General features: G+C 71.4%; 22 protein-coding genes. 11 read left to right on the top strand and 11 right to left on the bottom strand.

From position 1 onward, the window contains the following. Position 1: 1 nt before the first annotated feature. From ACSRUE_RS44805 to ACSRUE_RS44795, 3 genes are all read right to left on the bottom strand, one after another. Positions 2–481 carry a GFA family protein gene (locus tag ACSRUE_RS44805; protein WP_441288913.1) on the bottom strand — a complete coding sequence of 160 codons (480 nt, stop codon included), beginning with the start codon at positions 479–481 and terminating at the stop codon, positions 2–4. Between the two features lie 139 nt (positions 482–620). Next, positions 621–1,904, bottom strand: coding sequence for an adenosylmethionine--8-amino-7-oxononanoate transaminase (gene bioA, locus ACSRUE_RS44800; protein WP_441288912.1), 1,284 nt, complete (start codon positions 1,902–1,904; stop codon positions 621–623). Positions 1,905–2,181: 277 nt separating this feature from the next. After that, complete coding sequence (locus ACSRUE_RS44795; RefSeq protein ID WP_441288911.1) at positions 2,182–3,087, bottom strand: LysR substrate-binding domain-containing protein; 906 nt, start codon at positions 3,085–3,087, stop codon at positions 2,182–2,184. An 84-nt stretch (positions 3,088–3,171) separates the two neighbouring features. On the opposite strand from ACSRUE_RS44795, the gene ACSRUE_RS44790 reads away from it, so the two are divergent. Both ACSRUE_RS44790 and ACSRUE_RS44785 read left to right on the top strand, forming a co-directional pair. Beyond that, positions 3,172–3,810: a DUF6640 family protein gene (locus tag ACSRUE_RS44790; protein WP_441288910.1), complete on the top strand. Its 639-nt coding sequence runs from the start codon at positions 3,172–3,174 to the stop codon at positions 3,808–3,810. Positions 3,811–3,826: 16 nt separating this feature from the next. Continuing rightward, the gene (locus ACSRUE_RS44785; protein WP_437755427.1) at positions 3,827–4,459 is read left to right on the top strand and encodes a HupE/UreJ family protein; all 633 of its coding nucleotides are present in this window, start codon (positions 3,827–3,829) and stop codon (positions 4,457–4,459) included. A gap of 351 nt (positions 4,460–4,810) precedes the next feature. Here ACSRUE_RS44785 and ACSRUE_RS44780 read toward each other — a convergent pair whose 3' ends face one another. Further along, complete coding sequence (locus ACSRUE_RS44780) at positions 4,811–6,730, bottom strand: DEAD/DEAH box helicase (protein WP_441288909.1); 1,920 nt, start codon at positions 6,728–6,730, stop codon at positions 4,811–4,813. A 79-nt stretch (positions 6,731–6,809) separates the two neighbouring features. Next, positions 6,810–7,256 carry a hypothetical protein gene (locus ACSRUE_RS44775; RefSeq protein ID WP_441288908.1) on the bottom strand — a complete coding sequence of 149 codons (447 nt, stop codon included), beginning with the start codon at positions 7,254–7,256 and terminating at the stop codon, positions 6,810–6,812. 294 nt (positions 7,257–7,550) lie between these two features. Here ACSRUE_RS44775 and ACSRUE_RS44770 point away from each other — a divergent pair, with 294 nt between their 5' ends. Beyond that, the gene (locus tag ACSRUE_RS44770) at positions 7,551–9,110 is read left to right on the top strand and encodes a dipeptidase (protein WP_441288907.1); all 1,560 of its coding nucleotides are present in this window, start codon (positions 7,551–7,553) and stop codon (positions 9,108–9,110) included. Positions 9,111–9,348: 238 nt separating this feature from the next. Continuing rightward, positions 9,349–9,981 (top strand): MarC family protein, encoded by a 633-nt coding sequence (locus tag ACSRUE_RS44765; RefSeq protein WP_441293195.1) that lies wholly within the window; start codon positions 9,349–9,351, stop codon positions 9,979–9,981. Positions 9,982–10,018: 37 nt separating this feature from the next. Here the strand turns inward: ACSRUE_RS44765 and ACSRUE_RS44760 are convergent, their stop codons facing one another. The 4 genes from ACSRUE_RS44760 to ACSRUE_RS44745 all read right to left on the bottom strand — a co-directional run bounded on the left by ACSRUE_RS44760 (position 10,019) and on the right by ACSRUE_RS44745 (position 12,396). Then, entirely contained in the window at positions 10,019–10,711 is a 693-nt protein-coding gene (locus tag ACSRUE_RS44760) for an STAS domain-containing protein (protein WP_441288906.1), read from the bottom strand. Beyond that, positions 10,665–11,054 carry a PAS domain S-box protein gene (locus ACSRUE_RS44755; protein ID WP_441288905.1) on the bottom strand — a complete coding sequence of 130 codons (390 nt, stop codon included), beginning with the start codon at positions 11,052–11,054 and terminating at the stop codon, positions 10,665–10,667. The genes ACSRUE_RS44760 and ACSRUE_RS44755 overlap by 47 nt, the downstream gene beginning before the upstream one ends. Positions 11,055–11,308: 254 nt before the next feature. Next, positions 11,309–12,217, bottom strand: coding sequence for an NmrA family NAD(P)-binding protein (locus ACSRUE_RS44750; protein WP_437761601.1), 909 nt, complete (start codon positions 12,215–12,217; stop codon positions 11,309–11,311). Next, a complete protein-coding gene (locus ACSRUE_RS44745; RefSeq protein WP_441288904.1) occupies positions 12,214–12,396 on the bottom strand; it encodes a nuclear transport factor 2 family protein in 183 nt (60 codons plus the stop codon). The genes ACSRUE_RS44750 and ACSRUE_RS44745 overlap by 4 nt, the downstream gene beginning before the upstream one ends. 170 nt (positions 12,397–12,566) lie before the next feature. Here ACSRUE_RS44745 and ACSRUE_RS44740 point away from each other — a divergent pair, with 170 nt between their 5' ends. The 6 genes from ACSRUE_RS44740 (at position 12,567) to ACSRUE_RS44715 (ending at position 22,877) form a co-directional block, all read left to right on the top strand. Continuing rightward, positions 12,567–13,508: a helix-turn-helix domain-containing protein gene (locus tag ACSRUE_RS44740; RefSeq protein ID WP_437761599.1), complete on the top strand. Its 942-nt coding sequence runs from the start codon at positions 12,567–12,569 to the stop codon at positions 13,506–13,508. A gap of 133 nt (positions 13,509–13,641) precedes the next feature. Further along, complete coding sequence (locus tag ACSRUE_RS44735; protein ID WP_441288903.1) at positions 13,642–15,342, top strand: right-handed parallel beta-helix repeat-containing protein; 1,701 nt, start codon at positions 13,642–13,644, stop codon at positions 15,340–15,342. Between the two features lie 94 nt (positions 15,343–15,436). Continuing rightward, on the top strand, positions 15,437–16,039 hold the full coding sequence (locus tag ACSRUE_RS44730; RefSeq protein ID WP_441288902.1) for a glutathione S-transferase N-terminal domain-containing protein: 603 nt from the start codon (positions 15,437–15,439) through the stop codon (positions 16,037–16,039). 204 nt (positions 16,040–16,243) lie between these two features. Next, the gene (locus tag ACSRUE_RS44725) at positions 16,244–17,263 is read left to right on the top strand and encodes a metalloregulator ArsR/SmtB family transcription factor (protein ID WP_441288901.1); all 1,020 of its coding nucleotides are present in this window, start codon (positions 16,244–16,246) and stop codon (positions 17,261–17,263) included. Between the two features lie 147 nt (positions 17,264–17,410). Next, positions 17,411–21,334 carry an ATP-binding protein gene (locus ACSRUE_RS44720; RefSeq protein ID WP_441288900.1) on the top strand — a complete coding sequence of 1,308 codons (3,924 nt, stop codon included), beginning with the start codon at positions 17,411–17,413 and terminating at the stop codon, positions 21,332–21,334. Positions 21,335–21,575: 241 nt separating this feature from the next. Continuing rightward, positions 21,576–22,877 carry an aminotransferase class V-fold PLP-dependent enzyme gene (locus ACSRUE_RS44715; protein ID WP_441288899.1) on the top strand — a complete coding sequence of 434 codons (1,302 nt, stop codon included), beginning with the start codon at positions 21,576–21,578 and terminating at the stop codon, positions 22,875–22,877. Between the two features lie 54 nt (positions 22,878–22,931). Here ACSRUE_RS44715 and ACSRUE_RS44710 read toward each other — a convergent pair whose 3' ends face one another. Then, positions 22,932–23,408, bottom strand: coding sequence for a VOC family protein (locus tag ACSRUE_RS44710; RefSeq protein ID WP_441288898.1), 477 nt, complete (start codon positions 23,406–23,408; stop codon positions 22,932–22,934). Positions 23,409–23,707: 299 nt separating this feature from the next. Between ACSRUE_RS44710 and ACSRUE_RS44705 the strand changes: the two genes are divergently transcribed. Then, positions 23,708–24,136, top strand: a complete 429-nt coding sequence (locus ACSRUE_RS44705; RefSeq protein WP_441288897.1) for a hypothetical protein — start codon at positions 23,708–23,710, stop codon at positions 24,134–24,136. 122 nt (positions 24,137–24,258) lie between these two features. Here ACSRUE_RS44705 and ACSRUE_RS44700 read toward each other — a convergent pair whose 3' ends face one another. Next, positions 24,259–25,740 carry a hypothetical protein gene (locus ACSRUE_RS44700; protein WP_441288896.1) on the bottom strand — a complete coding sequence of 494 codons (1,482 nt, stop codon included), beginning with the start codon at positions 25,738–25,740 and terminating at the stop codon, positions 24,259–24,261. Positions 25,741–26,373 lie beyond the last annotated feature (633 nt).

Genomic DNA, 26,373 nt, shown 5'->3' with positions numbered 1-26,373 from the left:
GTCAGGCCTGGGGCGGGTACTCGGCGAACCGCGGCAGGTCGTCCGTGATCGGGAACCAGCTCGCCTTGGAGTCGACGAAGATGTGGGCTGCGGGGCGGATGCCGGGATCGGTGTCGAGCGTGCCCGCGGGCACCACGGCGAAGCCGCGCTCGGGTGACTGGCGCGGGGCCGCGCCGCCGCAGCGCGCGCAGAACGCGACGGTGAAGAACCGCGCGTCGGGCACCTTGTAGCTCGCGATCAGCGCGTCACCGCGGACCCAGCCGCAGGTGGCGCAGAAGGAGCGACGGTCGCTCGCGCAGGACGGGCGGATGGCGTCCTCGCCGGCGAGCCAGCGAAAGCCGGGCAGCGGCGCGACAACGGCCGTGGTGAACGCCGTGCCGTTGAACTTGCGGCACATCGAGCAGTGACAGTTCAGCATGGTCTGGAACGGACCGTCGATCTCGAAGCGGACCGTTCCGCAAAGACATGCGCCCTTGGTCATGTTCGTATCTCCCGTGGTCGTGCGCGCTCCGTGTGCGCCGGAGCGATGACCTGGGCGTGCACGCTAGCATGGCGAGGTGTCCAGGCGCGCGTCGAGATTCGATTCAAAGGCGCCCTTCACCCACGGCGCGTCCAGCGGCTCAGACCCCCGACAGCACACCCACGATCGCCTCGCTGACACGCGATAGGTCGGCTGGCTCGATGACGTAAGGAGGCATGGTATAGACCAGCTTCCCGAAAGGCCGTAACCAGACGCCGCGCTCCACGAACGCCGGCTGCACGCGCGCCGTGTCGACGGGCTGCTTGAGCTCGACCACGCCGATGGCGCCGAGCACGCGCACGTCGGCCACCGCGTCGAGCGCGCGGCAAGGGGCGAGCTCGCGGCGGAGCTGCGCCTCGATGGCCGAGACGCGCGCGCGCCACGGCGAGCCGAGCAGGAGCCGGATGCTGGCCAGCGCGGCGCTGCAGGCGAGCGGATTGCCCATGTACGTCGGGCCGTGCATGAACACGCGCGGCTCGTTGCCGGCGATCGTCGCGGCCACGCGCTCCGTGCAGAGCGCGGCGGCCAGGGTCATCGTGCCGCCGGTGAGGGCCTTGCCGAGGCACATGATGTCCGGTGCGACGCCCGCATGGTGGCACGCGAACAGCTCCCCGGTGCGGCCGAAGTTGGTCGCGATCTCGTCGAAGATGAGCAGCACGCCGTGGCGGTCGCAGAGCGCGCGCAGCTCGCGCAGGTACTGCGGGTGGTAGAAGCGCATCCCGCCGGCGTTCTGCGCGATCGGCTCGAGGATCACGGCGGCCACCTCGTGCGCGTGCCGCTCGAGCAGCGCGGCCATGCTGCTCAGGGCGTCCGGCGACCAGGGCGCGTCGAACGCGGGCCCGGGCGCTTCCGCGAACAGGTGCTGCGCGAGCGCGCCGCGGAAGAGGTGGTGCATGCCATTGACGGGATCGGTGACCGCCATCGCGCCGAACGTGTCGCCGTGGTAGCCGGCGAGCGCGCTGATCAGGCGGCGCTTCTCGGGCTGCCCCTGCGCAATGAAGAACTGGAGAGCGAGCTTGATGGCCACCTCGACCGACACGGATCCGGAGTCGGCGAGGAAGACGCGCGTCAGCGGCTCGGGCGTGAGCGCCACCAGCGCCTCGCACAGCTCGACCGCGGGCGCGTGGGTGAGCCCCCCGAACATCACGTGGCTCATCCGCCCGAGCTGGGCGCTGATCGCCGCCGTCAGCGCCGGGTGCGCGTAGCCGTGGATGGCGGCCCACCAGGACGACATGCCGTCGATGAGCTCGCGGCCGTCGGTCAGGGTGAGGCGAACGCCCTCGGCGCGCTCGACCGCGAAGAGCGGCGCGCTCGAGATGGGCGCGGCGTAAGGGTGCATCACGCAGCGGCGGTCGCGCGCGACGAGATCGTCTCCGCCAGGCATGGCGCTCTCCGATGGCATGGCGACGCGTCTAGCCCAGAACGCCCATCGCCACCAGGCCCGCCGGGCGCGCTGGTGGTCGCCGCGCCTCCGCGCCCCGCGCCGTCCCGTCGGCGGGACGCGGCCCCGGCCCCCTCCGGACGATTCGTATCCGTACGGTAGACCCCATCCTCGCGAGGTCCGCGCCGTCGCCGTAGGTTGGCGGTGGCCCATCGCTCGCGGGATATGCTGGATATCGAATCCATTCTGTGCGTGCATGACGACATCGACGAAAGGGAGCTTACGACCGTGAGGTGGCCCGATCCGAGCAGCCGGATGCTAGCTTCACGAAGGCGCGTACAGCGCCGGCGGTCTCGTCCGCGCGGCCGATCAGGAGCAGCTCGGCGAAGACGTTCTTCGGCGCGACGAACGGACGATAGACGATGCGGGGAACCTTCACCTGAATCAGCGGTCTTGGAGCCAGCGCCACGCCCAGGCCTGCGCCGGCCAACGACAGCATGCTCAAGGTGGTGTCGGCGCGGTGGACCCGGCGCGGCTCGCGTCCTAGCACGAGAATCAATCTCTTCAGCTCGTCGCCACCGGCCTCTTCCGATGGGAACATGATGAGCGGCTCTCCGGCGAGCATCTTCGGCGTCACGCGCCTGTGCGCCGCGAGCGTGTGCTCCTCTGCCATCGCGACCACCAGCGGCCAAGCGCCGATCGGTTGGACGCTCAACCGCGGATCTACCTTGAGCGCGAACGCCGGGCAGTAGCCGACGTCAACCTCGCCGGTCAACACGGCTTCCGTCTGCCTCGAAGGTGGCATCTCGCGCAGCTCGATCTCCGCGGCAGGATGGGCTTTGCGGAACGCTCGCAGGTGGTCCGTCATCTTGCCAGTGAGAATCGCGTTGCCCGCGTAACCGATGCGAACTTTGCCGATGTCGCCGCGCAGCGATTGCTGGACGATCGCCTTGGCCCGCTCCGCCTGCGCGACCGCCCGCTGCGCCTCGACGACCAGCAATGCGCCGGCTTCGGTCAGCTCCACGCGCCGACTCGTCCGCACGAACAGCGCGCCGCCGATCTCGTTTTCGAGCGCCCGAATCTGCATGCTCAGCGCCGGCTGAACGATGTGCAGTCGCTGCGCGGCGCGGCCAAAATGGCGTTCCTCGGCGACGGCCAGGAAATAGCGAAGGTGTCGTAGGTCCACGACATTTGACCGTACCATGGATCAATCAGAAGATCCAATCGATCGATTGGATCAATATATTTTTATTTTTGTGAATGAGCGGCTATGTCTCGTCTACGTCGCCGAGACGACACGGGCCCCGCGGGAGAGCCTGGCGCAGCAATTCTCGATACTGTCCCGGCCAGCGCCGCGGCCGCGTTCCGCCGCTACGATGAATTTCGGCGCAAGGTGGCCGCGCTGATGAGGGAAGCGGGCTATTCAACCAGCGAGAGTCAGGAGCCTATCACCATGAACCGAAGTACCCTGGGAAGAGTCGTTCTCACGTTCGTTCTGGCGAGCGGCGCCATCGTCGCTGTCGGCGTGGACTGGAATAAAACCCACCTGTTCAACCCTGCATGGCATGAGCATGCGCGCTTTCATGACGCCCTCATGCTGCTCATCCTGTGTGGCGTGACGATCGTCGGATTGTGGATGATGTGGCGGCGGTCCATGGAGCCGCAGGTCGGGTTCAACGTGGCGGCCTGGATCGTCGTCATCATCTGGACGCCCTTCTTCTACATTACGTGGCTCATCCCGGGGACCAGCCTGCTCGCGGGACCCGACGTGCCGCTCCCGGTCGTCGCGGGCGTCCCGCTCTACCCGAACGTGCTCATCGCAGGTACCGAGCTCTTGCTCGCGGCGCTCGCCTACAAGCTCTTCCACAGCGATCCTGCATCGACGGCAGCGCGCGTGGCGAACGCCTGACGAGGAGAGGCGCCTCATGAAATCCACGATCCAAAAGACGATGGGATGGGCTTCATGTCCCGGCGCGCGCGCCCTGCTCGTCGCCACGCTCGTCTCGTGGCCCTCCGTGAGCTGGGCGCACCCGGGCGGGGCCGATGCGGGATTTCTGAAGGGCCTCTTCCATCCGGTGTTCGGCGCGGACCACCTGCTCGCGATGGTGAGCGTCGGTGTCGTCAGCTCGCAGCTCGGCGGAAAGCACCTCCTCCGGATCCCCGCCACGTTCGTCGCCGCGATGCTGGTCGGCGGCCTCCTGGGAATGGCGCAATGGCCCATGCCCCTGGGCGAGCTTTGCATCGCGGCGTCGGTCGCGGCGCTCGGTCTCGGCATCGTCACCACGACCCGTGGCTCCTCACCGTTCCTGCTCTCCGGATGCGTGGCGATGTTCGGTGTCTTTCATGGACATGCCCACGGCCTGGAGATGCCTCATGCGGTCAGCCCGGCGCTGTATGCCATGGGCTTTCTGCTGAGCACGACCGTGCTTCATCTCTGCGGTCTCGTCCTCGGCGAGCTCGCCGCCGGTCGAGAGTCCCTGTCGCGGGGGCTGCGCTATGCCGGCGCCGCCGTGATGGGGACGGGGATGGTCCTTCTGGTGCGCGGGGCCGGCATCTGACTGGAAGCGGCTCGCCGCGACGGATTGACGGCGCGCGACTCCGCGTCGCCGACGTGCGCCGGCGTCTCTCCGAGCAAGGCGTCGAGCTCCTTCTCTCCCTCGACGGAGCAGAGCCCGGAGGTGCTCTTGAAATCATCGAGGGCGACTGCGGAATTGCCGCCAGGGACACGGCGCCGGATGACGGGGACAGGGGTCGTCTCCTCAGGGACTCTGAAGCCGCCTCCAAGGACACGAGGGGAAGGCCGAGGGGCACCCCGGCGCGCCTTGGCCTGTCCCTGGCGGTTCCCACGGCACGCCGAGCGTGCGTGTGGGGGGATCCCACAGGGATCGTGGCCGACGCCTCCGTGGAGCTCAGGCCCGAGGGCGACGCCGCGGGGGCGCCATGCCCGCCGCGCCGTTCCGGGTCTCGGCCGAGCCGGCGCGCGGCGCGGCCTCGGCCGCCTCGCCGCGAGCCTCAGCCACGCCGCCGCGGGCCCCAGGCACGCCGCCGCGGGCCTCGGCCGCCCCGCCTCGCGCCTCGCGGGACCCCGCGTCGTCCCGGCGGACCTGGACCTTGCGGCCCTTCAGCCGCGTGGCGCGCAGCGCCTCGATGACGGCGTCGGCCGCGTCGGCCGGGACCTCCACCGTGGAGAAGCCGTCGGCGATCTCGATGGCGCCGATGTCGCGGGAGCTCAGCGACGCCTCGTTCGCGATGGCGCCGACCAGATCGGCCGGCCGGATGCCCGCGTTGCGCCCCGCGCTGACGTACAGCCGGGCGACGTTGCCGTCGGTCTCCCGCGCTTCCCGCCCCTCGCGCCGCGGCCGCGCCTGCGCCTCGCCCGGGCGCCCTCGCGGCCCCGCGGGCCCGCGCGGCGCGCGGTCGTCGCGGGCGCGATCCGGCCCGCGCGGAGGCGGCCGGAACGACGGGATCTCCGCCTCGTCCTCCTCCCGGTCCCCCTCCGTCGCGTCGTGGGCGAGCTTCACCGCCGCCGCCGCGATGTCCATCACGTCGAACTCGTCGGCGAGCCCCTCGACCACGACCCGGAAGCGCTCGGCGCCGCCCTCGATCAGCGCCTCCCGCAGCGAGGCGCGCGTCAGCTCCAGGCGCCGCGCGCGCAGGTCGGCCACGGTCGGGAGGGTGGCGGCCTCGATGCGCTGCCCGGTGAGCCGCTCGACGTTGCGGATCAGGTAGTGCTCGCGCGGCTCGACCAGCGTGATCGCCGCGCCCTCGCGGCCGGCGCGCCCCGTGCGGCCGATGCGGTGGACGTACACCTCGGGGGAGCAGGGGACGTCGTAGTTGATGACGTGCGAGACATGCTCGATGTCGAGCCCCCGCGCCGCCACGTCGGTGGCGACGAGCAGCTCGGCCGTGCCGGCGCGGAAGCGGGCCATCACGCGATCGCGGTGCTCCTGCGAGAACCCGCCGTGGAGCGCCTGGGCATCGTAGCCGCGGGCGCGCAGCGCCTCGGTCAGCTCGTCGACCTCGTTGCGGGTGCGGCAGAAGAGGATGGCCGACGACGGGTCCTCCATGTCGAGCACCCGGGTCAGCGCGGCGGACTTGTGCGCCCGCGGCACGATGTACGCCGTCTGGCGGACGCGGGGGAGCTCGCCGGGGGCCGCCTTCTCGCCCGCGATCTTGACCCGCACCGGCTCGCGCAGGTGCCGGCCGGCGATCGCGGCGATCCGCGGGGGCAGCGTCGCGGAGAAGAGCACGGTCTGCCGCGCGGCCGGCGTGGCCGAGAGGATCTCCTCCAGCGCCTCGGCGAAGCCCATGTCGAGCATCTCGTCGGCCTCGTCGAGCACGACGGTGCGGATGCCGTCGAGCGCGAGCGTGCCGCGCCCGATGTGGTCGAGCGTCCGGCCCGGCGTGGCCACGACGACGTGGACCCCGCGGCGGAGCGCGCGCAGCTGCTGGCCGAAGGGCTGGCCGCCGTACACGGACAGCACCTGCACGCCGAGCCGGCGGCCGTAGCGGTGCATCGCCTCGGCCACCTGCATCGCCAGCTCGCGGGTCGGCACGAGGACGAGCGCCTGGGGGGGGCCGGGCGGCTCGCCGCCGATCTGGAGGCGCTGGAGCAGCGGCAGCGCGAACGCGGCCGTCTTCCCGGTCCCGGTGGCGGCCTGCCCCAGCAGGTCGCGCCCGGTCAGGAGGTGCGGGATCGCCTCGCGCTGGATCGGCGTGGGCTCCTCGTAACCGAGCTCGGCGAGCACGGCGAGGAGAGCAGGTGCGATGCCGAGCGCGGCGAAGCTGGCGGACGAGGGGGTCGTCTCCACAGGGGTTCCCCATGTCATGGTCGCGCGCCAGCGCCGCTGCAACCCGACATTCAGCGCGGGGCGCGGCGCGCGCGGCAGGCGAGCCCCGCTGCCCCGCTCAGCCGAGCTTCGCGGCGAGGGCACGGTACCGCTCCGGCAGGCGCGCGGCGTCCAGCCGGCCGAGGAGCGCGCGCGCGGCCTCCTGCGCGCGGGGGCTGCCCTCGGGCGCGCGGCTCACCGCCTCGAGGTAGAGCTCGAGCGCGCGCCTGCGCTCCGCGAGCGCCTGCGCGGCCCGGCCCCGGAGCTCGAGGATCTCGGCCTGCTCGGCGCAGAGCGCCGCGTACGCGCCGATCTTCTCGTGGTCGCCGAGCAGGGTGGCCGCGCCCGCGGCGTCGAGCCGGTCGAGCATGTCCCGCATCGGCCCGAAGAGCCCGTCGGCGGTGGTGCGGACGAGCAGCTCCGCCTCGTCGAGCTCGCCGGCGCGCCGGAGCCCGGCGATCCGGCCGACGGCCTCGGCGAGCTGCTCGATCATGCGGAGGATGTAATCGCGCTGTCTGAGCGACATCGGGTCTTTCGTTCGAGTCTAGAGCGCCGAGCACGTTGATCGAGCGAGAAATGAGCCGCCGAGGCGCCAAGGACGCCAAGAACAGAACACTCTCTTATCGCGGCTCCGCGGCGCGCGCCGGCGGTGCCAGCCCTGCGCCACGGTGGCTCACGACGGGGGCCATCGAGGCCTACGGGCCACCACCTGTGCCGATATGTCGGCGCCCGGCGGCGGCGCTGCCTCGCCTCTCCGGCGCACGATCCTGCCGCCTTCATGGCTGGCTTTCCCGCCGAGCTCGCATGGTACGATCCGGTCATGCGCACTTCGCCAATGCTCGCGCTGCTCGCCGCCGCGTCGCTCGCGGCCTGCGTTCGTTCCCCTGCGCCCGCGGCGGCGCCCGATGCCTTCGCGCCGTCCGCCGCCGACGTCGGGCCCTGGTACACGTCGGCGCCCGATCTCACGGCGATCCCCCCGGGGCTCGAGGCGCCGGAGCAGCGGGCCGCGCGGCTGCAAGCCAGGGCGATCCTCGTGGATGGCCACAGCGGCGTGCCCTCGCTGCTCCTCGGCGGCTCGTTCGCTCAGGTGAGCTCGGACGACGAGCTGATGGCCGAGGAGGTCGCCAGGATCAAGGCGGCCGGCGTCACCGGCGCGTTCTTCCCGATCCAGGTCGGCGCGCCCGCGCCGCCTTCGTCCTCGCGGCTCGGCGGCAGCGCCGCGCGCCGCGCGCTCGATCTCATCGAGGCGACCCACCGGCAGATCGAGCGCCACCGCGAGACGCTGTTGCTCGTGCGCGACGCGAAAGACATGCGCCGCGCCGAGCGCGAAGGCAGGATCGCCGTGCTCATGGGCATCGAGGGCGGGCACGCCATCGAGAACTCCCTGCCCGCGCTGCGCTCGTTCTACCGCCTCGGCGTCCGCACCATGGCGCTCACGCACATGACCACGAACGACTGGGCGGGCTCCGCGGGAGGAGCGCTCGATCCCGGGTACGTCCGCGACCGCGGCCTCTCCCCCTTCGGCGAGGCCGTGGTCCGCGAGATGCAACGGATCGGCATGCTCGTCGACGTCTCGCATGCATCGGACAGCACGTTCCAGGGCGTCATGAAGGTGGCCAGGGCGCCGATCATCACCTCTTCCACGATGCCCGCCGCCGGCCACCGCCGCCGCAACCTCGACGATTACATGCTGCGCGGGATCGCGGAGAACGGCGGCCTCGTCATGGTGAACTCCTGGGCGCTCTTCCTGGACGAGGCGTATGCCGAGCAGTCGGCGCGCTTCGCGCAGAAGTACGGGGCGCACCTCAAGGAGCTCGGCGAGAGGTACCCGGGCGACACGAAGGCGCTCCGCGCGGAGATCGAGAAGCTCCGGACCCGGGAAGGGGAGAAGACGCCGCCGCTGTGGCGGATCGTCGACCATATCGACCACGTGGTGAAGATCGCGGGGATCGAGCATGTCGCCCTCGGCTCCGTCTTCGAGGGGAGCGAGGCGCTCAAGGAGGGGCTCGCAGGCAGCGCCGGGGCCCCGAACATCACGCTGGAGCTCATCCGTCGCGGCTACTCGGATGCGGACATCCTCCGCCTGCTGGGCGGGAACTTCGTGCGGGTCCTCGAGCAAGCCGAGGCCTACGCGGCCGCGACGGAGACGACGCTGTCCGGGGATGGCAGCACGCAGCAGCTCAGCGCGGCCGAGCTGGGTGATCCGGCGGGGCAGCCCCTGCTGCCGGCGCCCCCGCCGCCGGCGCCCCCGCCGTCGTGGGGGTCGATGTCGCGGGGGGTTGTCCCGCCGCCCTCGCCGTCGCCGCAACGACCGGTAGCGCAGCCCTCGAAGGCCGGAGCGCCGGAGTCTCCGTATTCGGAGCTCCGGCTGACGCGGTAGCCTCTCGCCGTCGACAGGCGGTCGCGCCGGGTTTCCCGCTCGCCCTCGCGAAGGAGCGCGGGGCCTTCGCGCACGATTACCTGGTCGCCTCGGCGTCCTCGTCTGTGCCGCTCGACTGAGCTGCGCGGAGATCAGGAGAAGACGCTGACAAATCCCTCGCTATTGGCATTTCTGGCGCGGCCGCCCGGGATGTGGGAGATGGGCCTGGCCCGCGGGGGCCGCGACGCATCCGATGAGCATGGCCCATTACGTCTCGGTCTTCCTCGTCTCGCTGTCGGCGATCTTCTTCGTCGTGGATCCGCTCGGCATCGTGCCGCTGTTCCTGACGATGACCGCGGGCGACCCGCCGGAGAAGGTGCGGCGCACGGCGCGGCGGGCGTGCGCCGTCGCCGGCGGGCTCATGCTGTTCTTCGCCCTCTTCGGCGGCGTCGTCTTCAAGGTCTTCGGCGTCTCGCTGGCCGCGTTCCGCGTCGCGGGCGGGCTGCTCTTGCTCGTCACGGCGCTCGACATGCTGCGCGCCCGCTCCTCGGCGACGCGCACCACCCCGTCCGAGGAGCAGGAGGGCATCACGAAGGAGGACGTGGCCCTCGTGCCCCTGGCCATGCCGCTCCTCGCCGGGCCGGGCGCCCTCGCCACGGTGATGGTGCTGATGGCGCGCGAGGGCAACGACCCCGTGGCCATGGGGCTTGTGCTCGCCGGCGTCGCCATCACCTTCGTGGCCTCCTACTTCGTGCTGCGCGGCGCGGGGCTCGTACAGCGGGCGCTCAAGGCGTCCGGCATGGCCGTGCTCGAGCGCGTCATGGGCCTCATCCTGGCCGCCATCGCCGTGCAGTTCATGGCCGACGGGGTGAAGGAGCTCTGGCACGGGTGACGCGCGTCCGGCGTCGCCCGGCGCGTCGCCCGGCGCGTCAGTTGAGCTGGCCCGCCCGCTGCGGCGCCTGCTTCATGCAGAGGACGAGCGCGTCGCGGAGCCGCGCGAAGGTGGATACCCCCGACATGTCCACGCCGTCCACGAGGAGGCCGCGCGCCACGTCGGGCCGCATGCCCACGATGATCCCTTTCGCCCCGAGGAGCTCCACCGCGTGGACCAGCGACAGAAGGATGTTCCCGAGCGAGGCGTCGATGGAGTCGACGCCGGTCAGATCGATGAGCACCACCCTGCAATGGGTGTTCGACACCGCGCCGAGGAGCCCCTGCATCATCTGATCCGCCCGGCACCGATCGACCGCGCCGAGCACCGGCATCATCAGCACGCCCTCCCAGACCTGGATGATCGGCGTCGACAGCGCGCGGATCGTCGCCTGCTGCTCCGCGTTGAGGGCCCTCGTGCGCGAGAGCTCCTGGGCGAGGTCGTCAAGCCGCCTCAGGTTGCTCGCCGCGACCGCCTGGGCGATCTGGACGAGCTCCTCCCGCTCCCTCAGCGCATCCCCGAGCACCCCCAGCGCCTCCGCGATCACGCCGAGATCGTCGCCAGGGTCCGATCCCTCGGCGAGCGCTGCGTCCGCGTCTCCCTCCTTGAGCTGCTCGATGTAGCGTAGGATCGCCTGCGCCCGCTCACCCGGCACGACGCCCCCGGAGCATCTCGCTCTTGAGCTGCTCATAGACGGTCTCCGAGAACCAGCTCGTGAAGCAGCGCGTGCGGACGAACTGGCCGTCCCGCTTGAAGACGTTGGAGTTGATCCGCACGTGCTTCATGCTGCCGTCCTTGGCGCGGAGGCGGGCCGGGTAGGAGGCCAGCTCGCCGGTGCCCGCGAGCGAGCAGAGGATCTGGTCTATCACGTCCTTGTCGATGTGGAAGTCGGTGACGTGTCGATCGATGTACTTCTCGCGCGTATAACCGAGGAGCTCGAGCTCGAGCTTGTTCGCCCACAGGATCTTGCCGTTCGCGTCCACCAGGTGGACGCCCAGCGAAGCGTTGTCCAGGACGTCATGCCAGTCTTCCACGCGGTCCTTCGTCCCCATCGCCAATCTCCCCCGGTCATGCTTCGACCTTGACTTGTCCGGCCCGACGACGCCTGAGGTGCGGTGTCCGCGAAGGCGCTGCCTGCCCGCAGCTGCTCAGGTTACAGGAGAACGGGGAGCTGGACGAGGGGTGTTGTCGCCGTGGTGGGGTCGAGCACATCGGGAGAGCGTGAATGGCGAGTCGTCGTGGAGCTCGCTTGTCGGCTGGACGCGGCGGGCTCGGCGGCTCGACGTCGCTACGCGGCCGGGCCGCCGCGGCGCGCGCTGGGCTCTCCACGGAAGACGTGCGCGTGGGCGCGCGCGAGGTCGCCGAAGGCGCGGGGCGCGCGGCCTGTCACGCGCTGAACGACGTCGGTGACGCGGTCCTCGGCCCCGTCGCGGATGGCGAGATCGAGGCTCACAAGGAACGCGGCGTAGGGCGATGGGATACCCGCCCGGACGAGGTACGCCCGAGCGTCCTCCTCGCCGGCGCGGACGTGGCGTATCGCCCGGCCGGCGATGCGGGACACGATGGCCGCCACGTCATCGTAGCTGAGCGCCTCCGGGCCGGTGATGACGTGACATGTGTTGTGCGGCGCGCCGTCGAGGAGCGCGCGCGCGGCGACCTCCGCGATATCGCCGGCGTCGACGAAGCCGACGCGGCCGCCGCCCGTCGCGGTCGTGAGCTCGCCTCGCCCGGCGATCGCCGCCGCGTGCGGGTGGCGCGGGTCGATGAAGTTCTGCATGAACCACGACGGTCGGAGGACGGTCCACTCCGGAGCGCGCTCGCGGAGCGCGCGGTGGACGAGGCCGAGCCCGGGGCTCCCCTCCGCCACGGGCGACGCGCTGAGCAGGACGAGGCGGCGAGCCCCGCTCGCGAGCGCGCGCTCGACGAAGGGCAGCATGAGCGCCGAGGGATCCTCGACCATCGCGGGCGCCACGAGGTACACGCAATCGGCGCCGCGGAGCGCGCCCTCGTGCGTCGCGGCGTCGGCCCAGTCGAAGCGGGCGTGCTCCACGCCGTCGCGAGCGGCGGGCGCCGCGCGGCTCGCGGTGCGGACGCGCGCGCCGGCGGCCGCGAGCCGCGCGGCGACGGCTCGCCCGGTGGTGCCCGTCCCGCCGGTGATCAGGACGAGCGGCCCATCGCTCCCTGCGCGCGTTCTCATGACGCCTCCTCGCGATGGGCGTCGAGCTCGCCGCCGAAGGCCTCGAGGACGGGCGCTGGATTCCAGTACTCGCGGTAGCGCACGACTCGACCGTTCCTCGTCGCGACGATCATCACATAGTCCTGCTCGTAGCGTTTGGCGGCGTCGAGCGGACGGGAATGCGGCAGGGGGTGCGTCATGGGATGTCCTTTCCTTTCGTGTCGACGAGGCCAGCGTAGGGGCGCCGCGATTGCCGCGCGTCCAGCTCCACGATCCGCGCGTCCACGGCCCGCGGCCGGCGCCGCCCGCGCGGCGGGCCGCGCGCGCCGGCGTGGCGCGGCCCGCCGGGTGTTGTAGAGTCGATCGCGCCATGTCCGCCGCCTTCGACGAGCTGGCCCGGAGCGTCGTGCTCCGCGAGGCCGAGGTGAGGCGCTTCGCGCTCGGCGAGCGCTGGGGCAAGCGGCAGCCGGCGCAGCGCGCCTCCGCCCGGGTGTATGCGGCGCTCGGCGGCGGCGGGTGGATCGACGTCGCGCGCCGGCGGCTCGCGCTCGGCGCGGGAGAGCTCGTGTTCTTGCCGCGCGCCGAGGAGCACGCCATCCGCGATCGGCCGACGACCTCGCTCGCGCACCCGGAGGCCCTCTGCCGCGGGATGCGCGCCGTGGCCGACGACGCCCTGGCCACGGAGGCCCCGCCGGAGACGCGCCTCGTCGTCGTCGACCTGCATGTCGACGCGGCGGGCGCCCCGTGGGTCGCCCTGCTGCCGCCGGCGGTGCACGTCGCGGGCGCGACGCCGGGGCTCGCGCGCTGGCTCAACGACACGCTCGCGCTGCTCGCCGGCCCGCCGGCCCTGTCGGCGGCGCTGCGCCGCTCGGTCGGCGAGGCGTGGGCGCACGCGCTCTTCGCGAGCGCGCTGCGCGACCCCGCGGCGTCGCTGCCGCGGCGGGACGCGCTCCGGGACGAGCCGATCGCGGCCGCGCTCGCGCGGGTGCGCGCCTCGCCCGAGCGCGCGTGGGAGCTCGGGGACCTCGCGCGAGCGGCCGGGCTCTCGCGATCCGCGTTCGCGGCGCGCGCGACGGCGCTCCTCGGCGAGCCGCTCGGCCATCACGTGCGCCGGCTGCGCCTCGAGCGCGCCGCGGTCCTGCTCGGCGAGACGACGCTCCCGGTGAAGCTCGTCGCCGCCCGCGTCGGCTACGACAGCGAGCCCGCGTTCGGGCGCGCCTTCGCGCGCGCCCACGGCGTGAGCCCCCTCGGCTACCGGCAGGCGAGGCGGCGAGAGCACGACGGTGCGCACACCGTCAGACGCGTAGGTTGACGGGAGGGAAGCGCTGCTCTGCGGCGCAGCCGGTATCACGTCCACCCGGATCTGAGCACCAGCGCCCACGCGCCGTCGCGCTGTGCGCGGCTTTCGGCGCAGCGTGCCCAGCTGATGGCGTATCCTCCTGCGGATGCGGCAAGGCGCGAGGATAGGTGTCCTGCTCGTCGCGATGGCGGCGTGCGGCGGCGACGGCGATGATGCGGAGTCCACCGCTGGCGCCGGAGGCGCCACGCCGGGCGCGAGCGGCGCCGGAGGCTCCACGTCGGGCGCGGGCGCCGCCGGTGGCTCCTCGCCTGGCGCGGGGGGCTCCACGCCGGGCGTCCCGGCCTACGGTCGTTTCGGCCAGCCCACGACCACCTTCACGCTGCCGGAGCCGGCCCCGAGGGAGGGTGAGCTCCCCGAGATCGCCTATCCCGATCTCGCCGGGTCGTTCCCGGAGGTCGACTGGAGCGCGCTCGATCGGCTCTACATTCCGGCTGGCCGCTACCGGAGCATCCTGCTCGGCGGCCTGCCCGAGCGGAGCGCGGAGCGCCCGCTCGTGATCACGAACCTCGGCGGACAGGTCAAGGTCGGGGGCGACGCCGCCAACTACGTGTTCGTGATCAAGGGCGGAAAGGGCTGGATCCTGACGGGCCGGCACGACCCTGTCTCGAAGACCGGAGACGAGGGGTTCCGGGGGCACGCCGAGGGCGCGTTCGCCCATGGCCAGGGGACGTACGGCATCTTCATCGACGACGCGTTCAGCAAAGAGGGCCTCTCGGGGCTGGCCATCGGCGGAGGAGCGTCGGAGTTCGAGCTGGACACCCTCGAGGTCGCGCGCGCCGAGTTCGCCGGCATCATCGCCAAGACCGACGACGACGGGCAGGCCACGATGCGCAACGTGAAGATCCACGACCTCTACGTGCACGACGTCGGCTCGGAGGGGATCTACTTCGGCAGCACCCAGGCGCAGCCGCAGCATGCGTTCGAGCGCCTCGAGGTGTACGATAACCGGTTCCTGCGCACCGGCACCGAGGCGCTGCAGGTCGGGCAGCTCGGCTCGGACTGCGAGATCCACCACAACGTCATCGGGCCGGGCGCGGTCCGGTGGCGGTCGGCGTTCGACCATTACCAGGATGGCAACGTGCAGCTCGGCCAGCGCTACGGCAGCTCGAGCTTCCACCACAACCTCGTGATCGGGACGGGCGACCTCTTCGTCGAGCTGTTCCCGACGCGCGTGGACGGCGATCCGCGCTCGCCCCCGGACACGGTCTCGTTCACGGACAACTACTTCGCCGACACGTCGCTGAGCGGGGTGTACACGCACGCTGTGGACACCGGCGCCACGATACGCTTCGAGCGCAACGTCTTCCTCGGGTTCCACTTCAACTATGGCGAGGTCTACCCCGACGCGGACGAGCCGGTGCAGGTCTTCGCGGTGGGCAGCAACGCGCCGAACCCGCACATCCTGAAGGGCAACCGGGTGGACGGGCCCTATCCGTTCATCAAGTGGCTCTTCGACAGCGTGCAGGCCGAGGACAATCCGACGGTCGCGGTCGAGCGGGTCCGCTTCCGAGACTTCATGGGGGGCGGCCTCGACGAGGACTACCGGCGCCTGGAGTGGTGGACCGACCGCGCGACGCTCAGCCCGGACGAGCGCGCCGTGACGTACCCCAAGGGAGCCTACGTCCTCCACCGGGGCGCGCTCTACGAGGCGCTCGCGGAGAGCCAGGGCAAGCAGCCCGATCAGCACCCCGACGTGTGGCGCGCGCTGCCGGCCCCTGCGGACGACGTCCGTTTGAGCGTCGACTCGCCGCACCAGGGGCTCGGCGTCCGCTGGCCGCCGCCTTGAAAGCCCAACAACCTCCCCGTCTCCCCGCCTCCCTGTTCAATGTTTCTTTGCTGAGATACCAATAGATGAGCGGATTTGTCCGGAGCTGTTCGCCATGAAGCTCTTCTACGCTTCCACATCCCCCTTTGCCCGCAAGGTGCGGGTCGCCGCCCACGAGCTGCAGCTGGGAGACCGGATCGATCTTGTGCTGGTCAATCCCTGGTCGGACGCGGCGCTGCGGTCGCTGAACCCGCTGGCCAAGGTCCCGACGCTGGTGCTGGAGGACGGGCAGGTGCTCTTCGAGTCGGCGCTCCTCTGCGAATACCTGGATCACCTCGGGGCCGGCGGGCTGTATCCAGCGCCGGGAGAGGCGCGGTGGAGCGCCTTGCTCCGGCAGGGCATCGCGGATGGTGTCAGCGCTGCTGCCGGGCGCCTCTTCGCCGACGAGCATCGCCCATCCGACGAGCGATCGAGCAGCGTCATGCAGCGCCAGGCGGCTGCCATCGAGGCCGGCCTCGACAGGCTGGAGCGCGACGCCGGTACGCTGTCGGGAGCGCTCGCGGACATCGGCGCGATCTCGGTCGCCTGCGCGCTCGGCTACCTCGACTTCCGCTGGCCGGATCGGGCGTGGCGCAGCGGCCGGAGCGGCCTTTCGCGCTGGTTCGACGTCGTCGGCCAGCGCCCGTCCATGACCGCCACGCAGCACCGCTCGCCGTGATCTCCTGAAGTGAGGCCCCCAGGCGGCGCTCGCCGCCCCTGCGGGGTCGACGCTCGTCATCTCCCGCCCGCATCCCGCCCCCGCCCGAGCCCGGCCGTGGCTCGACGGTGACGCTTGAATGAGCGGCGGCCGTCCCGCGCGCTTCCGGTTCGATGACTGTCGAAACAGATTGACGGCGCCCCCGCGCCGCCTAGATTCACTTTGATGACCATCGAACCAGATCCCCCGGCGCGCGAGCTGGGCGTCGAGGCGCGCATCGGCGTGCTCAAGGCGCTCGCCGACGCGTCGCGGCTCCAGGTGGTGAACGCCCTGATCGAGCGGCCGCACTGCGCCGAGGAGCTGGCCGAGCGGCTGGGTCGCGCGCCTTCCACGGTCTCTTTCCACCTCCGGAAGCTCGACGAGGCCGGGCTGGTGACCAAGCGCAAGACCCAGTACTACCTGGTCTATGCGCTGCGCGACGATCTGCTCCGCCTCACGCTGAAGGAGCTCGTCTCGCTGCCCTCCGCCGCCGGCGGCGCTGCGCGGCGGCGCGCGGAGCGAGCCCGGAGCCAGGTGATGCGCGCCTTCTTCCGCGGGGGCGTGCTCGTCCAGATGCCGAAGCAATGGCGCAAGCGGCGCATCGTGCTCGAGCAGTTCCTGGGCAAGTTCCAGGCGGGCCGGCGCTATCGCGAGCAGGAGGTGAACGAGATCATCCAGACCATGTATCCCGACCATTGCACGATCCGGCGCATGCTCGTCGACGAGGGATACATGACGCGCGACGGCCTGCACTACGAGCTGATCGCGGAACAGACCAGGACACCCGATGCGAAGGACACGACGCCCGGGTCAGGGACGAAGAAGGCGAGAGCGAGCACGATGGAAACGCGCAAGGAGATGAAGCGGAAGTACCTCGAGACCCCGAAACAGGCGGGCATCTTCCAGGTCAAGAACACGGTGAACGGCAAGGTCCTGCTCGGCAGCAGCACGAACCTCCATGGGCCGCTCAACAAGCACCGTTTCATGCTGTCCATCGGCGGGCACCAGAACCAGGCTCTCCAGCGGGACTGGCAGCAGCACGGCGCCGACGCCTTCACGTTCGAGGTGCTCGAGGTCGTGCAGGAGAAGGACGAGCCCGGGTTCTCCGTGGCGGATGAGCTCACCCTGCTCGAGCAGATCTGGCTGGAGAGGCTCTCGCCCCTCGCGCCGCGCGGCTACAACACGGATACGCGGCTCCGCGAGTGAGGCGACGTCGCGGCGCGAGAGGGCGCCGTCCCCCGAGGCCGCCTCGTTCGCCCGTATGACCGCAGGGGCGGCTCAAGGCCGGCGGCGCCTGGGCCGCGCTCGTATCCCGGTGGCAAAAGCCGTGGATTTCATCCACCATGGCGGTGCATGCGGCCAGCCGGCATATGGAAGAAATCTTCAGATGTCGCCGAGCCTTCGCTCGATGGTGGTGCCCTGGACGCGAGCGCCGAGGCGTGCCTCGCCGGGGGCGGCGAGATGGGCGCCCTGATGCGCTCGATCGACTGGGCGAAGACGAAGCTCGGCCCTGTCGCGACATGGCCGATAAGCCTCAAGACCGTGGTCGGCCTCGTGCTCGGCAATCGGTTTCCCATGATCATGTTGGTCGGGCCGGAGCTTCTGCAGATCTACAACGATGCCTATCGACCCATCCTGGGAATGAAGCACCCTGCGTCGGTGGGCGCCCCGGCGGCCGAGGTCTGGGCCGAGGTCTGGGACGTCGTCGGCCCGATGGCGCAGGGCGTGCTCGACGGGGGGCCCGCGACGTGGAGCGAGCACCTCCTGCTCCCGGTGCAGAGGCGAGGCTTCGTCGAGGAGACGTACTTCACGCTCTCCTTCAGCCCGATACCCGGCGACGCCGAGCCGGTCGTCGGCGTCCTCATCACGGTGAAGGAGACCACGGAGCAAGTGCTCGACGCGCGCCAGCTCCGCATGCTGCGCGATCTCGCGACGCGCTCCGCCCAGGCGAAGTCTGCCGAGGAGGCGTGCTGCACAGCCGCGGAGATCTTCGCGGCGAACGACGCCGACCTGCCGTTCTCGCTGCTCTACCTCCTGGACGGCGACCCGGGCGACGCGCGCCTCGTCGGCGCGAGCGGGCTCGACGGATACGAGGGAGCGGCGAAGCCGGCGCGCGTCTCCCTCCAGGATCGAGGCGACGAGGCCTCGGCCTGGCCGCTCGCGGAGGCGGCGCGCGCCGCTGGCGAGCTCCTCGTTTGCGATCTCGCGGCCCGCTTCGGCGCCCTGCCCGTCGGCCGCTGGGGCAGCGCGCCGGAGCAGGCGATCGTCCTGCCCCTCTCGCGGCCGGGCCAACCTCGTCCGTATGGCTTCCTCGTCGGCGGCGTCAGCCCGCATCGCCTGCTCGATGAGCCGTATCGCGGGCTGTTTCGGCTGATCTCCGATCAGGTGGTGACCGCCATCGCGAACGCGCGGGCCTACGAGGAAGAGCGCAGGCGCGCCGAGGAGCTCGCCGCGATCGACAGCGCGAAGACGCTGTTCTTCAGCAACGTGAGCCACGAGTTCCGGACGCCGCTGACGCTGATGCTCGGCCCCATGGAGGACGCGCTCGCGTCGCCGGAGCGCGCGCTCTGCGGCGAGCACCTTTCGCTCGCCCACCGCAACGCGCTGCGCCTGCTCAAGCTGGTCAACGCGCTGCTCGACTTCTCGCGCCTCGAGATGGGCCGCGCGCAGGCGTCCTACGATCCAACGGACCTCGCTGGCCTCACCGTCGATCTCGCGAGCGCGTTCCGCTCCGCGATCGAGCGAGCCGGGCTCGCGTTCAAGGTGGACTGCCCGAAGCTCCCGGAGCCGGTCTTCGTCGACCGGGACATGTGGGAGAAGATCGTGCTGAACCTGCTGTCCAACGCCCTGAAGTTCACGTTCGACGGCGAGATCCTCCTGTTGCTCCGCGCGCGCGGGGACCAGGTCGAGCTCGTGGTGCGCGATACGGGCACCGGCATACCCGAGCACGAGCTGCCGCACCTCTTCGAGCGCTTCCACCGCGTCCAGGGGGCACGCGCGCGCACGCATGAGGGCTCCGGGATCGGGCTCGCGCTTGTGCACGAGCTGGTGCGGCTGCACGGCGGCAGCATCCGGGCGGAGAGCCGCCTGGGCGAGGGGACGGCGTTCACGATCGCGATCCCGCGCGGGTCCGCGCACCTGCCGGCAGAGCGTATCCACGCCGAGAAGACGCTCTCGTCGACGGCGACCGGCGCCGCGCCCTACGTCGAGGAGGCGCTGCGGTGGCAGCTCGCCGCGGAGGCGCCCGCCCTGGCGCTCGCTTCGGCCGATCGTGTCGAGTCCGATCACCTCTCGGTGCCGCTCGACCCGAGCGCGCGCATCCTCCTCGCCGATGACAACGCCGACATGCGCATGTACGTGCGGCGCATCCTCGATACGCGGTGGACCGTCGAGGCCGTGAGCGACGGCGCGGCCGCGCTCGATGTCGCCCGGCGGTCACCGCCGGATCTCGTCATCGCCGACGTGATGATGCCGGGCCTCGACGGCTTTGGCTTGCTCCGGGCGCTGCGCGCCGATCCGGCGACGCGGTGCGTGCCGGTGATCATGCTCTCGGCGCGCGCGGGCGAGGAGTCTCGCGTCGAGGGGCTGGCGGCCGGCGCCGACGATTACCTCGTGAAGCCGTTCTCGGCGCGCGAGCTCATCGCGCGCGTCGCGACGCACCTCCAGCTCGGCGAGCACCGGCGGGCCGCGGAGCGGGAGCGCGGGAAGATGTTTGCGCTGTTCGAGCAGGCGCCTGTCGGGATCGCCGTCTACCGTGGCCCCGAGCACGTCATCGAGATGGCGAACCCACGCCTGGTGGCCATGGTGGGCCATCGCGACGTGATCGGACGCACGCTGGCGCAAGCCTTCCCGGAGATCGTCGGCTCCCCGCTCCTCGAGGTCTTTTCCCGGGTATTCGCGAGCGGCGAGCCGTTCGTCACGCACGACTACCGGTTCGACCTCGATCGCGGGGACGGCGTGCGCGAAGAACTGTACTGGAGCTTCAACATGCACCCGATGCGTGACCCGGGCGCTGCCCTCGCCCGGATCCTGGTCGTCGCGCTCGACGTCACCGAGTACGTGCGGGCGCGAAAGAAGCTCGAGGCGGCGGCGCGGGAGCGCGAGGAGCTGCTGCGCCGCGCGGAGGACGCGCGGCGCGACGCGGAGCGGGCGAACCGCGCGAAGGACGAGTTCCTGGCGATGCTCGGCCACGAGCTGCGGAACCCGCTCGCGCCGATCGTCACGGCGCTCCACCTGATGCGCCTCCGCGCCGGAGGGCACGCCGAGCGCGAGCGGCTCGTCATCGAGCGCCAGATCAAGCACCTGACGGCGCTCGTCGACGACCTGCTCGACGTCTCCCGCATCACGCGGGGCAAGGTCGAGCTGAAGAAGCAGCCGATCGAGATCGCGGAGGTCGTGGCCAAGGCGCTCGAGCTGGCGAGCCCGCTGCTCGATCAGCGCCGGCACCACCTCACGGTCGCGGTCCCCTCGAGCGGCCTCGCCGTGGAGGGCGACGTCACGAGGCTCGCCCAGGTGGTCTCGAACCTGCTCACGAACGCCGCGAAGTACACCGAGAGCGGCGGCGAGATCGCCGTCCGGGCCGGGCGCACGGAGGGCGAGGTCGTCCTCTCCGTGCGCGACAACGGCATCGGCATCGCCCCCGAGATGCTGCCGAGCGTCTTCGAGCGCTTCGTGCAGGAGCGCCAGGCGCTCGACCGCTCCCAGGGCGGCCTGGGCCTGGGCCTCGCCATCGTCCACAGCCTCATCGCGATGCACGGCGGCCGCGCGAGCGCGCACAGCGAGGGCCGCGGGCGCGGGAGCGAGTTCACCATCCGGCTGCCGGCCGCGGCGAACGTGCGCTCGCCCGAGGCCGCGCCGGCGCGCGGGATGTCCGGGGCGCGGGGGACTCGATCGCTCGTCGACCGGCGCCGCATCCTGCTCGTGGACGACAACCTCGATGCGGTCGAGCTCCTGGCCGAGTCGCTGGGCGCGATGGGGTACACGACGCGCGTCGCCTCCGACGGCCCGTCCGCGCTCCGGATCGCGGAAGAGTTCGCGCCCGACGTCGCGCTGCTCGACATCGGGCTGCCGGTGATGGACGGCTACGAGCTCGCGCGGCGCCTCCGCGAGCAGCCGGCGGGTGAGCGGGTTCGCCTGATCGCGATCACCGGTTACGGGCAGGAGGCGGATTTCCGGCGCTCCGAGGGGGCAGGCTTCGAGACGCACCTCGTCAAGCCCATCCAGATCGATCGATTGACGTCGCTCCTCGAGGAGCCACCGGCCCGCAGGCCCGAGTGATCCACGTCAGAGATCCTCGACGACGACACGACGTGACCGCGCCCGGAGCGCTGTGGCGACGCGCGCCGCGACGAGACCGAGGCAGCTTCCGACGGGGCCTCGCTACTGCTTGGGAATGCCCTGATCCATCGCCCGGGGCGGCGCGGTCCGACCTCTCTGTTCGCGGGAGCGCGGCGCTCCCGGGCGAGCGATGCTGCGGCGCCGGCGGGCAGCCGCCGCGCCGGCACGGAGGGGGGACCAGATGACGACGAAGCTACCCAGGCGGAGCGTGCTCGCAGGCCTGCTGGTGATGGGCGCCGCGGGCTGTGCGGGCTCGGGGGCGATGACGACCGCGAGCGCTCGCCGGAAAGCGCCGCCCGGTCCGTGGCAGGGCGTTCGGGACGAGTTCGCCCTGTCGCCGGCGTGGATCCACATGACGGCCTTCCTGCTCGCCTCGCACCCGCGGCCCGTCCGCGAGGCGATCGAGCGGCTGCGGAGGGAGCTCGACGAGAACCCGGTGGACGCGCTCCACGCGCACGGGGATCTGGCGCCGGTGCGGGAGGCGGCCGCGGCGTACATGGGCGCCGCGGCCGAGGAGATCGCGCTCACGGACAGCACCACGATGGGGCTCGCGTCGCTGTACCTCGGCCTGCCGCTCGAGGCCGGCGACGAGGTGCTCACGACGGAGCACGATCACTATTCCACGCACGAGTCGCTCCGGCTCGCCGCGGAGCGGACCGGCGCGGTGGTGCGGAAGATCGCGCTCTATGGGCGGAGCCGCGCCGCGACGGCGACGGAGATGGCGGGGGCGATCGAGGCGGCGCTCACCCCGGCCACGCGGGTCGTGGCGATCACGTGGGTGCACTCGAGCTCGGGCGTGAAGACGCCGGTGCGCGCCATCGCCGAGGTCGTCGCCAGGGCGAACCAGGGCCGGGCGCCGGCGAAGCGCGTCGTCTGCTGCGTGGACGGCGTGCACGGCCTCGGGGTCGAGGACGCCACGATGGCCGATCTCGGCTGCGACTTCTTCGCCGCGGGCTGTCACAAATGGATGTTCGGGCCGCGGGGCACCGGCGTGCTCTGGGGCAGGCGGGAGCTCTGGCCGATGCTGCGCCCCAGCATCCCGTCCTTCGGAAAGGCTGCATACGAAGCCTGGCTCCGGGAGCAGCCGCCGCCGCCCACGACCGCGGACATGATGTCTCCCGGAGGGTTCCACTCCTTCGAGCACCGGTGGGCGCTGCCCGCGGCGTTCGCGTTCCACCGGGGCATCGGCAAGGCCAGGGTCGCGGCGCGGATCCACGCCTTGAACCGGCAGTGCAAGGAAGGGCTCGCGGGGATGGGTCACGTCACCCTGCACACGCCGCTCGACGACGCGCTCTCTGCGGGGATCGTGTGCTTCGAGGTGGCGGGGATGACGCCGGAGGCCGTCGTGGGGAGGCTCCGCGAGAGGAGGATCATCGCGTCGACGTCGCCGTACGCGACCTCGTATGTCCGCGTCGCGCCGAGCCTGCTCAACTCCGAGGCGGACGTCGAGGCGGTGCTGCGCGCGATCCGCGCGCTCGCGTGAGGAGCGCGGTCCGGCGAACCCTCGCCGGATCTCGGGCGAGCGGGACGAGGGCGCCTATCGGGCGGCCTCCTCGATGCGCGCGATGTCGATCTTCTTCATCTGCATCATCGCCTGCATGACCCGCCCCGCCCTGGCCGGCTCCGGGTGCTGGATGAGCCGGATCAAGACGGACGGGACGATCTGCCAGGACACGCCGAACCTGTCCTTGAGCCACCCGCACTGGCTCTCGGCGCCGCCGTCGGCCGTGAGCTTGCTCCAGAGCTCGTCGACCTCCTCCTGCGTCTCGCAGGTGACGACGAGCGAGAACGTCTCGTTGAAACTCTGGTGGGCGCCGTTCAGGGCCATGAGCCGCTGGCCGTTCAGCTCGAACTCGGCCATCACGAGCGAGCCCTTGGGCCCCGGACCCGCGTCTCCCGAGCGGAGCTCGGAGACGATCCGTGAGCCCTTGAAGATGGACAGGTAGTACTGCACCGCCTCCTCGGCGTTGTTGCTGAACCAGAGGCACGTCTTGAGCTTCTGCGTGGTGGTCATGATCGGGGCTCCTGGCCGGGGTCGGGCCCGGCGGTGAGGTGAGGGCGGCGCGGTCACCGCGACCGCGCTTTGCCTGGATGTCGGAGCACGGTGGGCCTGCTCGACATGGGGCCGACGATTTTTTTTCGGCCCGCCGGGGCGGCCGGGTCCCGGGTCGCCGGGCTGGCCGAGGGGGGGCGGGGCGGCAGCCCGCCGGCCGGCCGCCGTGGTCCGCCGGCCGCCGCGCCGGGGCGGCCCTGGGCGAGGTCGAGCTCGCGGGCCGGGTGGAACGTCGTGGCGATCCGTGAGAGAGCACGCGCATGAGACACATCCTCGATGGGTCGATGGGGGTCATCCTGGCCGCGGGGCTCTGCGGCGCCGGGTGCAGGGCGTCCGCGCATGAGCCTCCCGGCACGAACACGCCTCCCGGCGCGAACGCGCTTCCCGGCGCGGACGCGCTTCCCGGCGCGGACGCGCCACCGGCGGAAGAGCCCGCCGCGCCGCCGGCAGCCGCCCCGATGGGCGAGCGGATCGTCGTGGGCAGCGATCCGTGCAAGAGCGACGCAGACTGTGTCCCCGTGTGCGCGTGCCACGCGGCCGCGTGCATCGCGAAGGCCACCGCGCCGACGTGTGATCGAGGCCTGATGTGCACGCAGGAGTGTCGGCCCGGAACGATGGATTGCGGCGGCGGCTGCCTCTGCCAGAGCGGCCGGTGCGCGGCCCGCCTGATCAACGTGCCCCCGCGCTGAGCCTCTCTGCGTGCACCGCCCGCGGATGAGCGCATAAAGGCTCTTGGAGCCCGGCTGAAGGCCCACCAGGACCGTGGACGCATGGACTCGGATGTTCGTGAGGCAGGCGCCCAGCGCCGTCCTCAGTGTCTGTAAACATCGGCGAAGATCGAGCGACGCATGATGTCGTTCGTCGTCGTCTCGCGCACCCACGCGGCGATCCCGGTCCCGTTCGGGCCGAAGCCCACCGTCGGCTCCCAGTGTTCCGCGGCGTTGTCGTCCTCCAGCGCGTGGGCCTCCGTCCATCCCTGCGCGGGCGAGAGCTCGCTGGCAAAGATAGACCGGAGGGCGGCGGCTTTCTGGGTCCACACGGCGAGCCCTCGCCCGGCCCCATCCACGGCGATCTCGGGACCGCTCACGCTATCTTCATCGACCGAGAGCTTGTCGGCCGGTTGGAACGTCGTCCCCGAGAAGCGCCGCGCCCAGATCGCGCAGCCGGCGCCGCACTGACGGAACACCACGCCCCCGTCACCCTCCGCGTTCATCGCGACGGCGTAGTCCGTCGCTCTTTGGCCCGCGGTATCCACGCCGGTCGCTCCGGCCCACACGCCCCCTGAATAGAAATTGGCGATCACGTGCGACACCGAGGAGGTCGAGTCGCGCTGGAGGAAGACGACCATCGCGTTCCCGTTGCCGTCCATCACGACGCGTGGGCTCAAGTGGTCGAGCGTGTCATCCGCTTCCAGCGGCTTCGGGCCTGCCGCGCTGCCCTTGTGCGTCGTCAGATCGTAGGTGACCACGTTGCCCAGCACGTTGAGACGCCCGCCGTCCGACTGGTACCACGCGGCCACCCCGCGCAGCGTCGTGCCCACGGTGGAGACGCCGACAGCCGTGCCGTTGCAGCTGGTCGTGCTCCCCGACACCTTCACCGGGGCTTGCCAGCCCTGCCCGCCCTCGTAAATGGCCAGGTATCCCTCACGCGCCGAGGTGTCGACGGTGTTCACGTCGATCCCCACGGCGATATGGCCGGCGGGGGTCATCGCGACCGTCGTCGAATGTCTCGAGACCCCCGAGGTGCCCTCGGCGATCGTCTCGACCGTGCCCCACCCGGCGGGCCAACCGAGCGATGCCGTGAACCGCTTGCCGAACACGGCTCCGCCCACCGAGGACGAATACCAGACGACCACCCCGTTGCCACCGGCGTCGATGGCGACCCTGGCGTTCACGCCTCTCGTGGCCGCGTCGTTGACCTGCAGCAGCGGGTCCCAGCTGTCGCTCTTCTTGACATAGCGGCGCGCCCAGACGGTGTCCTGATCATAGAACACGAGCAGCGCGTCGCCGTTGGCCGAGACCGCGACCTGCGGAAGGAAATTCGAGATCTGATTGGCCAGATCGTCATGACCGACGCGCTCGAACGTAGCCCAGTGGGGCGGGGGGGCTTCGCCTCCGGTCCCGTCGCCTCCGGTCCCGTCGCCTCCGGTCCCGTCGCCCCCTGCTCCGTCACCGCCCGCTCCGTCACCGCCCGCTCCGTCACCGCCTGTCGCGCCGCTGCCGCCGCTGCCCGCACGACCGCCGCCGCCGCTGCCCACGTCGCTGGAGCTCGACGACGACTCGAATGTTCGCACCCTCTGTCCGCAGGCCGCGACGAGGAGGAGCCCCAGAATGAGACCCAGCTCGCGCCTGGCGCCCGATCGTCCGCCGTGCCCGAATTTTTCGCGCATCATGCGCGAAGATGAGATCCGAACGCCTAGGAGATGTCAATCCCCAACTGCGCGACCTGTCCTGGCTTGAAAGAACACATTCACACTCTCCGCCACTGCGGCAGGAGAGGGTGGCAGCGCGCCCCGTCGGCCGCGGCCGCAAACCTGAACGGCGACGGTCGTGCCGACCTCGCCGTCTCGATCTGGTTCACAGGCGTGAGTGTGCGGCTCAGCGCCTGCTTGCCCTCATCTCGACTCATCCCCCACCCTGAGCCGCTCAGCCTGCTGCGCCACGCGGCCGGCCCGGACCGGCGCGACCCGATCGAGGCGCGCGACATGTCGCGGATGCTCGCGGAGCTCCGTCTGTGATTCGCTTCGGCGCCGGAGCTCCAAGGAGCCTTCTTCAACAGGCTCCGTGAAAGAAAAATGTGCTCATTGTGCGATGATTTCATTCGAGCGGTGTCTTTCCTGGCTCAGCGCCGCTGATTGCGCTGGGCAGTCGCACGTGAGCGCTCGAAAGCCTTACGTGCGTGAGAGGGAATGGTGTAGCGTCGCCAT

The organism is Sorangium sp. KYC3313 (assembly GCF_052075895.1).
Taxonomy (GTDB): Bacteria; Myxococcota_A; Polyangia; order Polyangiales; family Polyangiaceae; genus Sorangium; species Sorangium cellulosum_B.
The sequence above is the reverse complement of the archived record's forward strand: the minus strand, read 5'-3'. Positions and strand labels throughout refer to the sequence as shown.

Coding starts and splice junctions, on each gene's coding strand:
- ACSRUE_RS44805 (WP_441288913.1), bottom strand. CDS start 481: ATGACCAAGGGCGCATGTCTTTGCGGAACGGTCCGCTTCGAGATCGAC.
- ACSRUE_RS44715 (WP_441288899.1), top strand. CDS start 21,576: ATGACGACGAAGCTACCCAGGCGGAGCGTGCTCGCAGGCCTGCTGGTG.
- ACSRUE_RS44720 (WP_441288900.1), top strand. CDS start 17,411: ATGCGGCCAGCCGGCATATGGAAGAAATCTTCAGATGTCGCCGAGCCT.
- ACSRUE_RS44740 (WP_437761599.1), top strand. CDS start 12,567: ATGTCCGCCGCCTTCGACGAGCTGGCCCGGAGCGTCGTGCTCCGCGAG.
- ACSRUE_RS44735 (WP_441288903.1), top strand. CDS start 13,642: ATGCGGCAAGGCGCGAGGATAGGTGTCCTGCTCGTCGCGATGGCGGCG.
- ACSRUE_RS44775 (WP_441288908.1), bottom strand. CDS start 7,256: ATGTCGCTCAGACAGCGCGATTACATCCTCCGCATGATCGAGCAGCTC.
- ACSRUE_RS44765 (WP_441293195.1), top strand. CDS start 9,349: ATGGCCCATTACGTCTCGGTCTTCCTCGTCTCGCTGTCGGCGATCTTC.
- ACSRUE_RS44745 (WP_441288904.1), bottom strand. CDS start 12,396: ATGACGCACCCCCTGCCGCATTCCCGTCCGCTCGACGCCGCCAAACGC.
- ACSRUE_RS44760 (WP_441288906.1), bottom strand. CDS start 10,711: ATGAGCAGCTCAAGAGCGAGATGCTCCGGGGGCGTCGTGCCGGGTGAG.
- ACSRUE_RS44790 (WP_441288910.1), top strand. CDS start 3,172: ATGTCTCGTCTACGTCGCCGAGACGACACGGGCCCCGCGGGAGAGCCT.
- ACSRUE_RS44780 (WP_441288909.1), bottom strand. CDS start 6,730: ATGACATGGGGAACCCCTGTGGAGACGACCCCCTCGTCCGCCAGCTTC.
- ACSRUE_RS44770 (WP_441288907.1), top strand. CDS start 7,551: ATGCGCACTTCGCCAATGCTCGCGCTGCTCGCCGCCGCGTCGCTCGCG.
- ACSRUE_RS44725 (WP_441288901.1), top strand. CDS start 16,244: ATGACCATCGAACCAGATCCCCCGGCGCGCGAGCTGGGCGTCGAGGCG.
- ACSRUE_RS44710 (WP_441288898.1), bottom strand. CDS start 23,408: ATGACCACCACGCAGAAGCTCAAGACGTGCCTCTGGTTCAGCAACAAC.
- ACSRUE_RS44705 (WP_441288897.1), top strand. CDS start 23,708: ATGAGACACATCCTCGATGGGTCGATGGGGGTCATCCTGGCCGCGGGG.
- bioA (WP_441288912.1), bottom strand. CDS start 1,904: ATGCCTGGCGGAGACGATCTCGTCGCGCGCGACCGCCGCTGCGTGATG.
- ACSRUE_RS44750 (WP_437761601.1), bottom strand. CDS start 12,217: ATGAGAACGCGCGCAGGGAGCGATGGGCCGCTCGTCCTGATCACCGGC.
- ACSRUE_RS44730 (WP_441288902.1), top strand. CDS start 15,437: ATGAAGCTCTTCTACGCTTCCACATCCCCCTTTGCCCGCAAGGTGCGG.
- ACSRUE_RS44785 (WP_437755427.1), top strand. CDS start 3,827: ATGAAATCCACGATCCAAAAGACGATGGGATGGGCTTCATGTCCCGGC.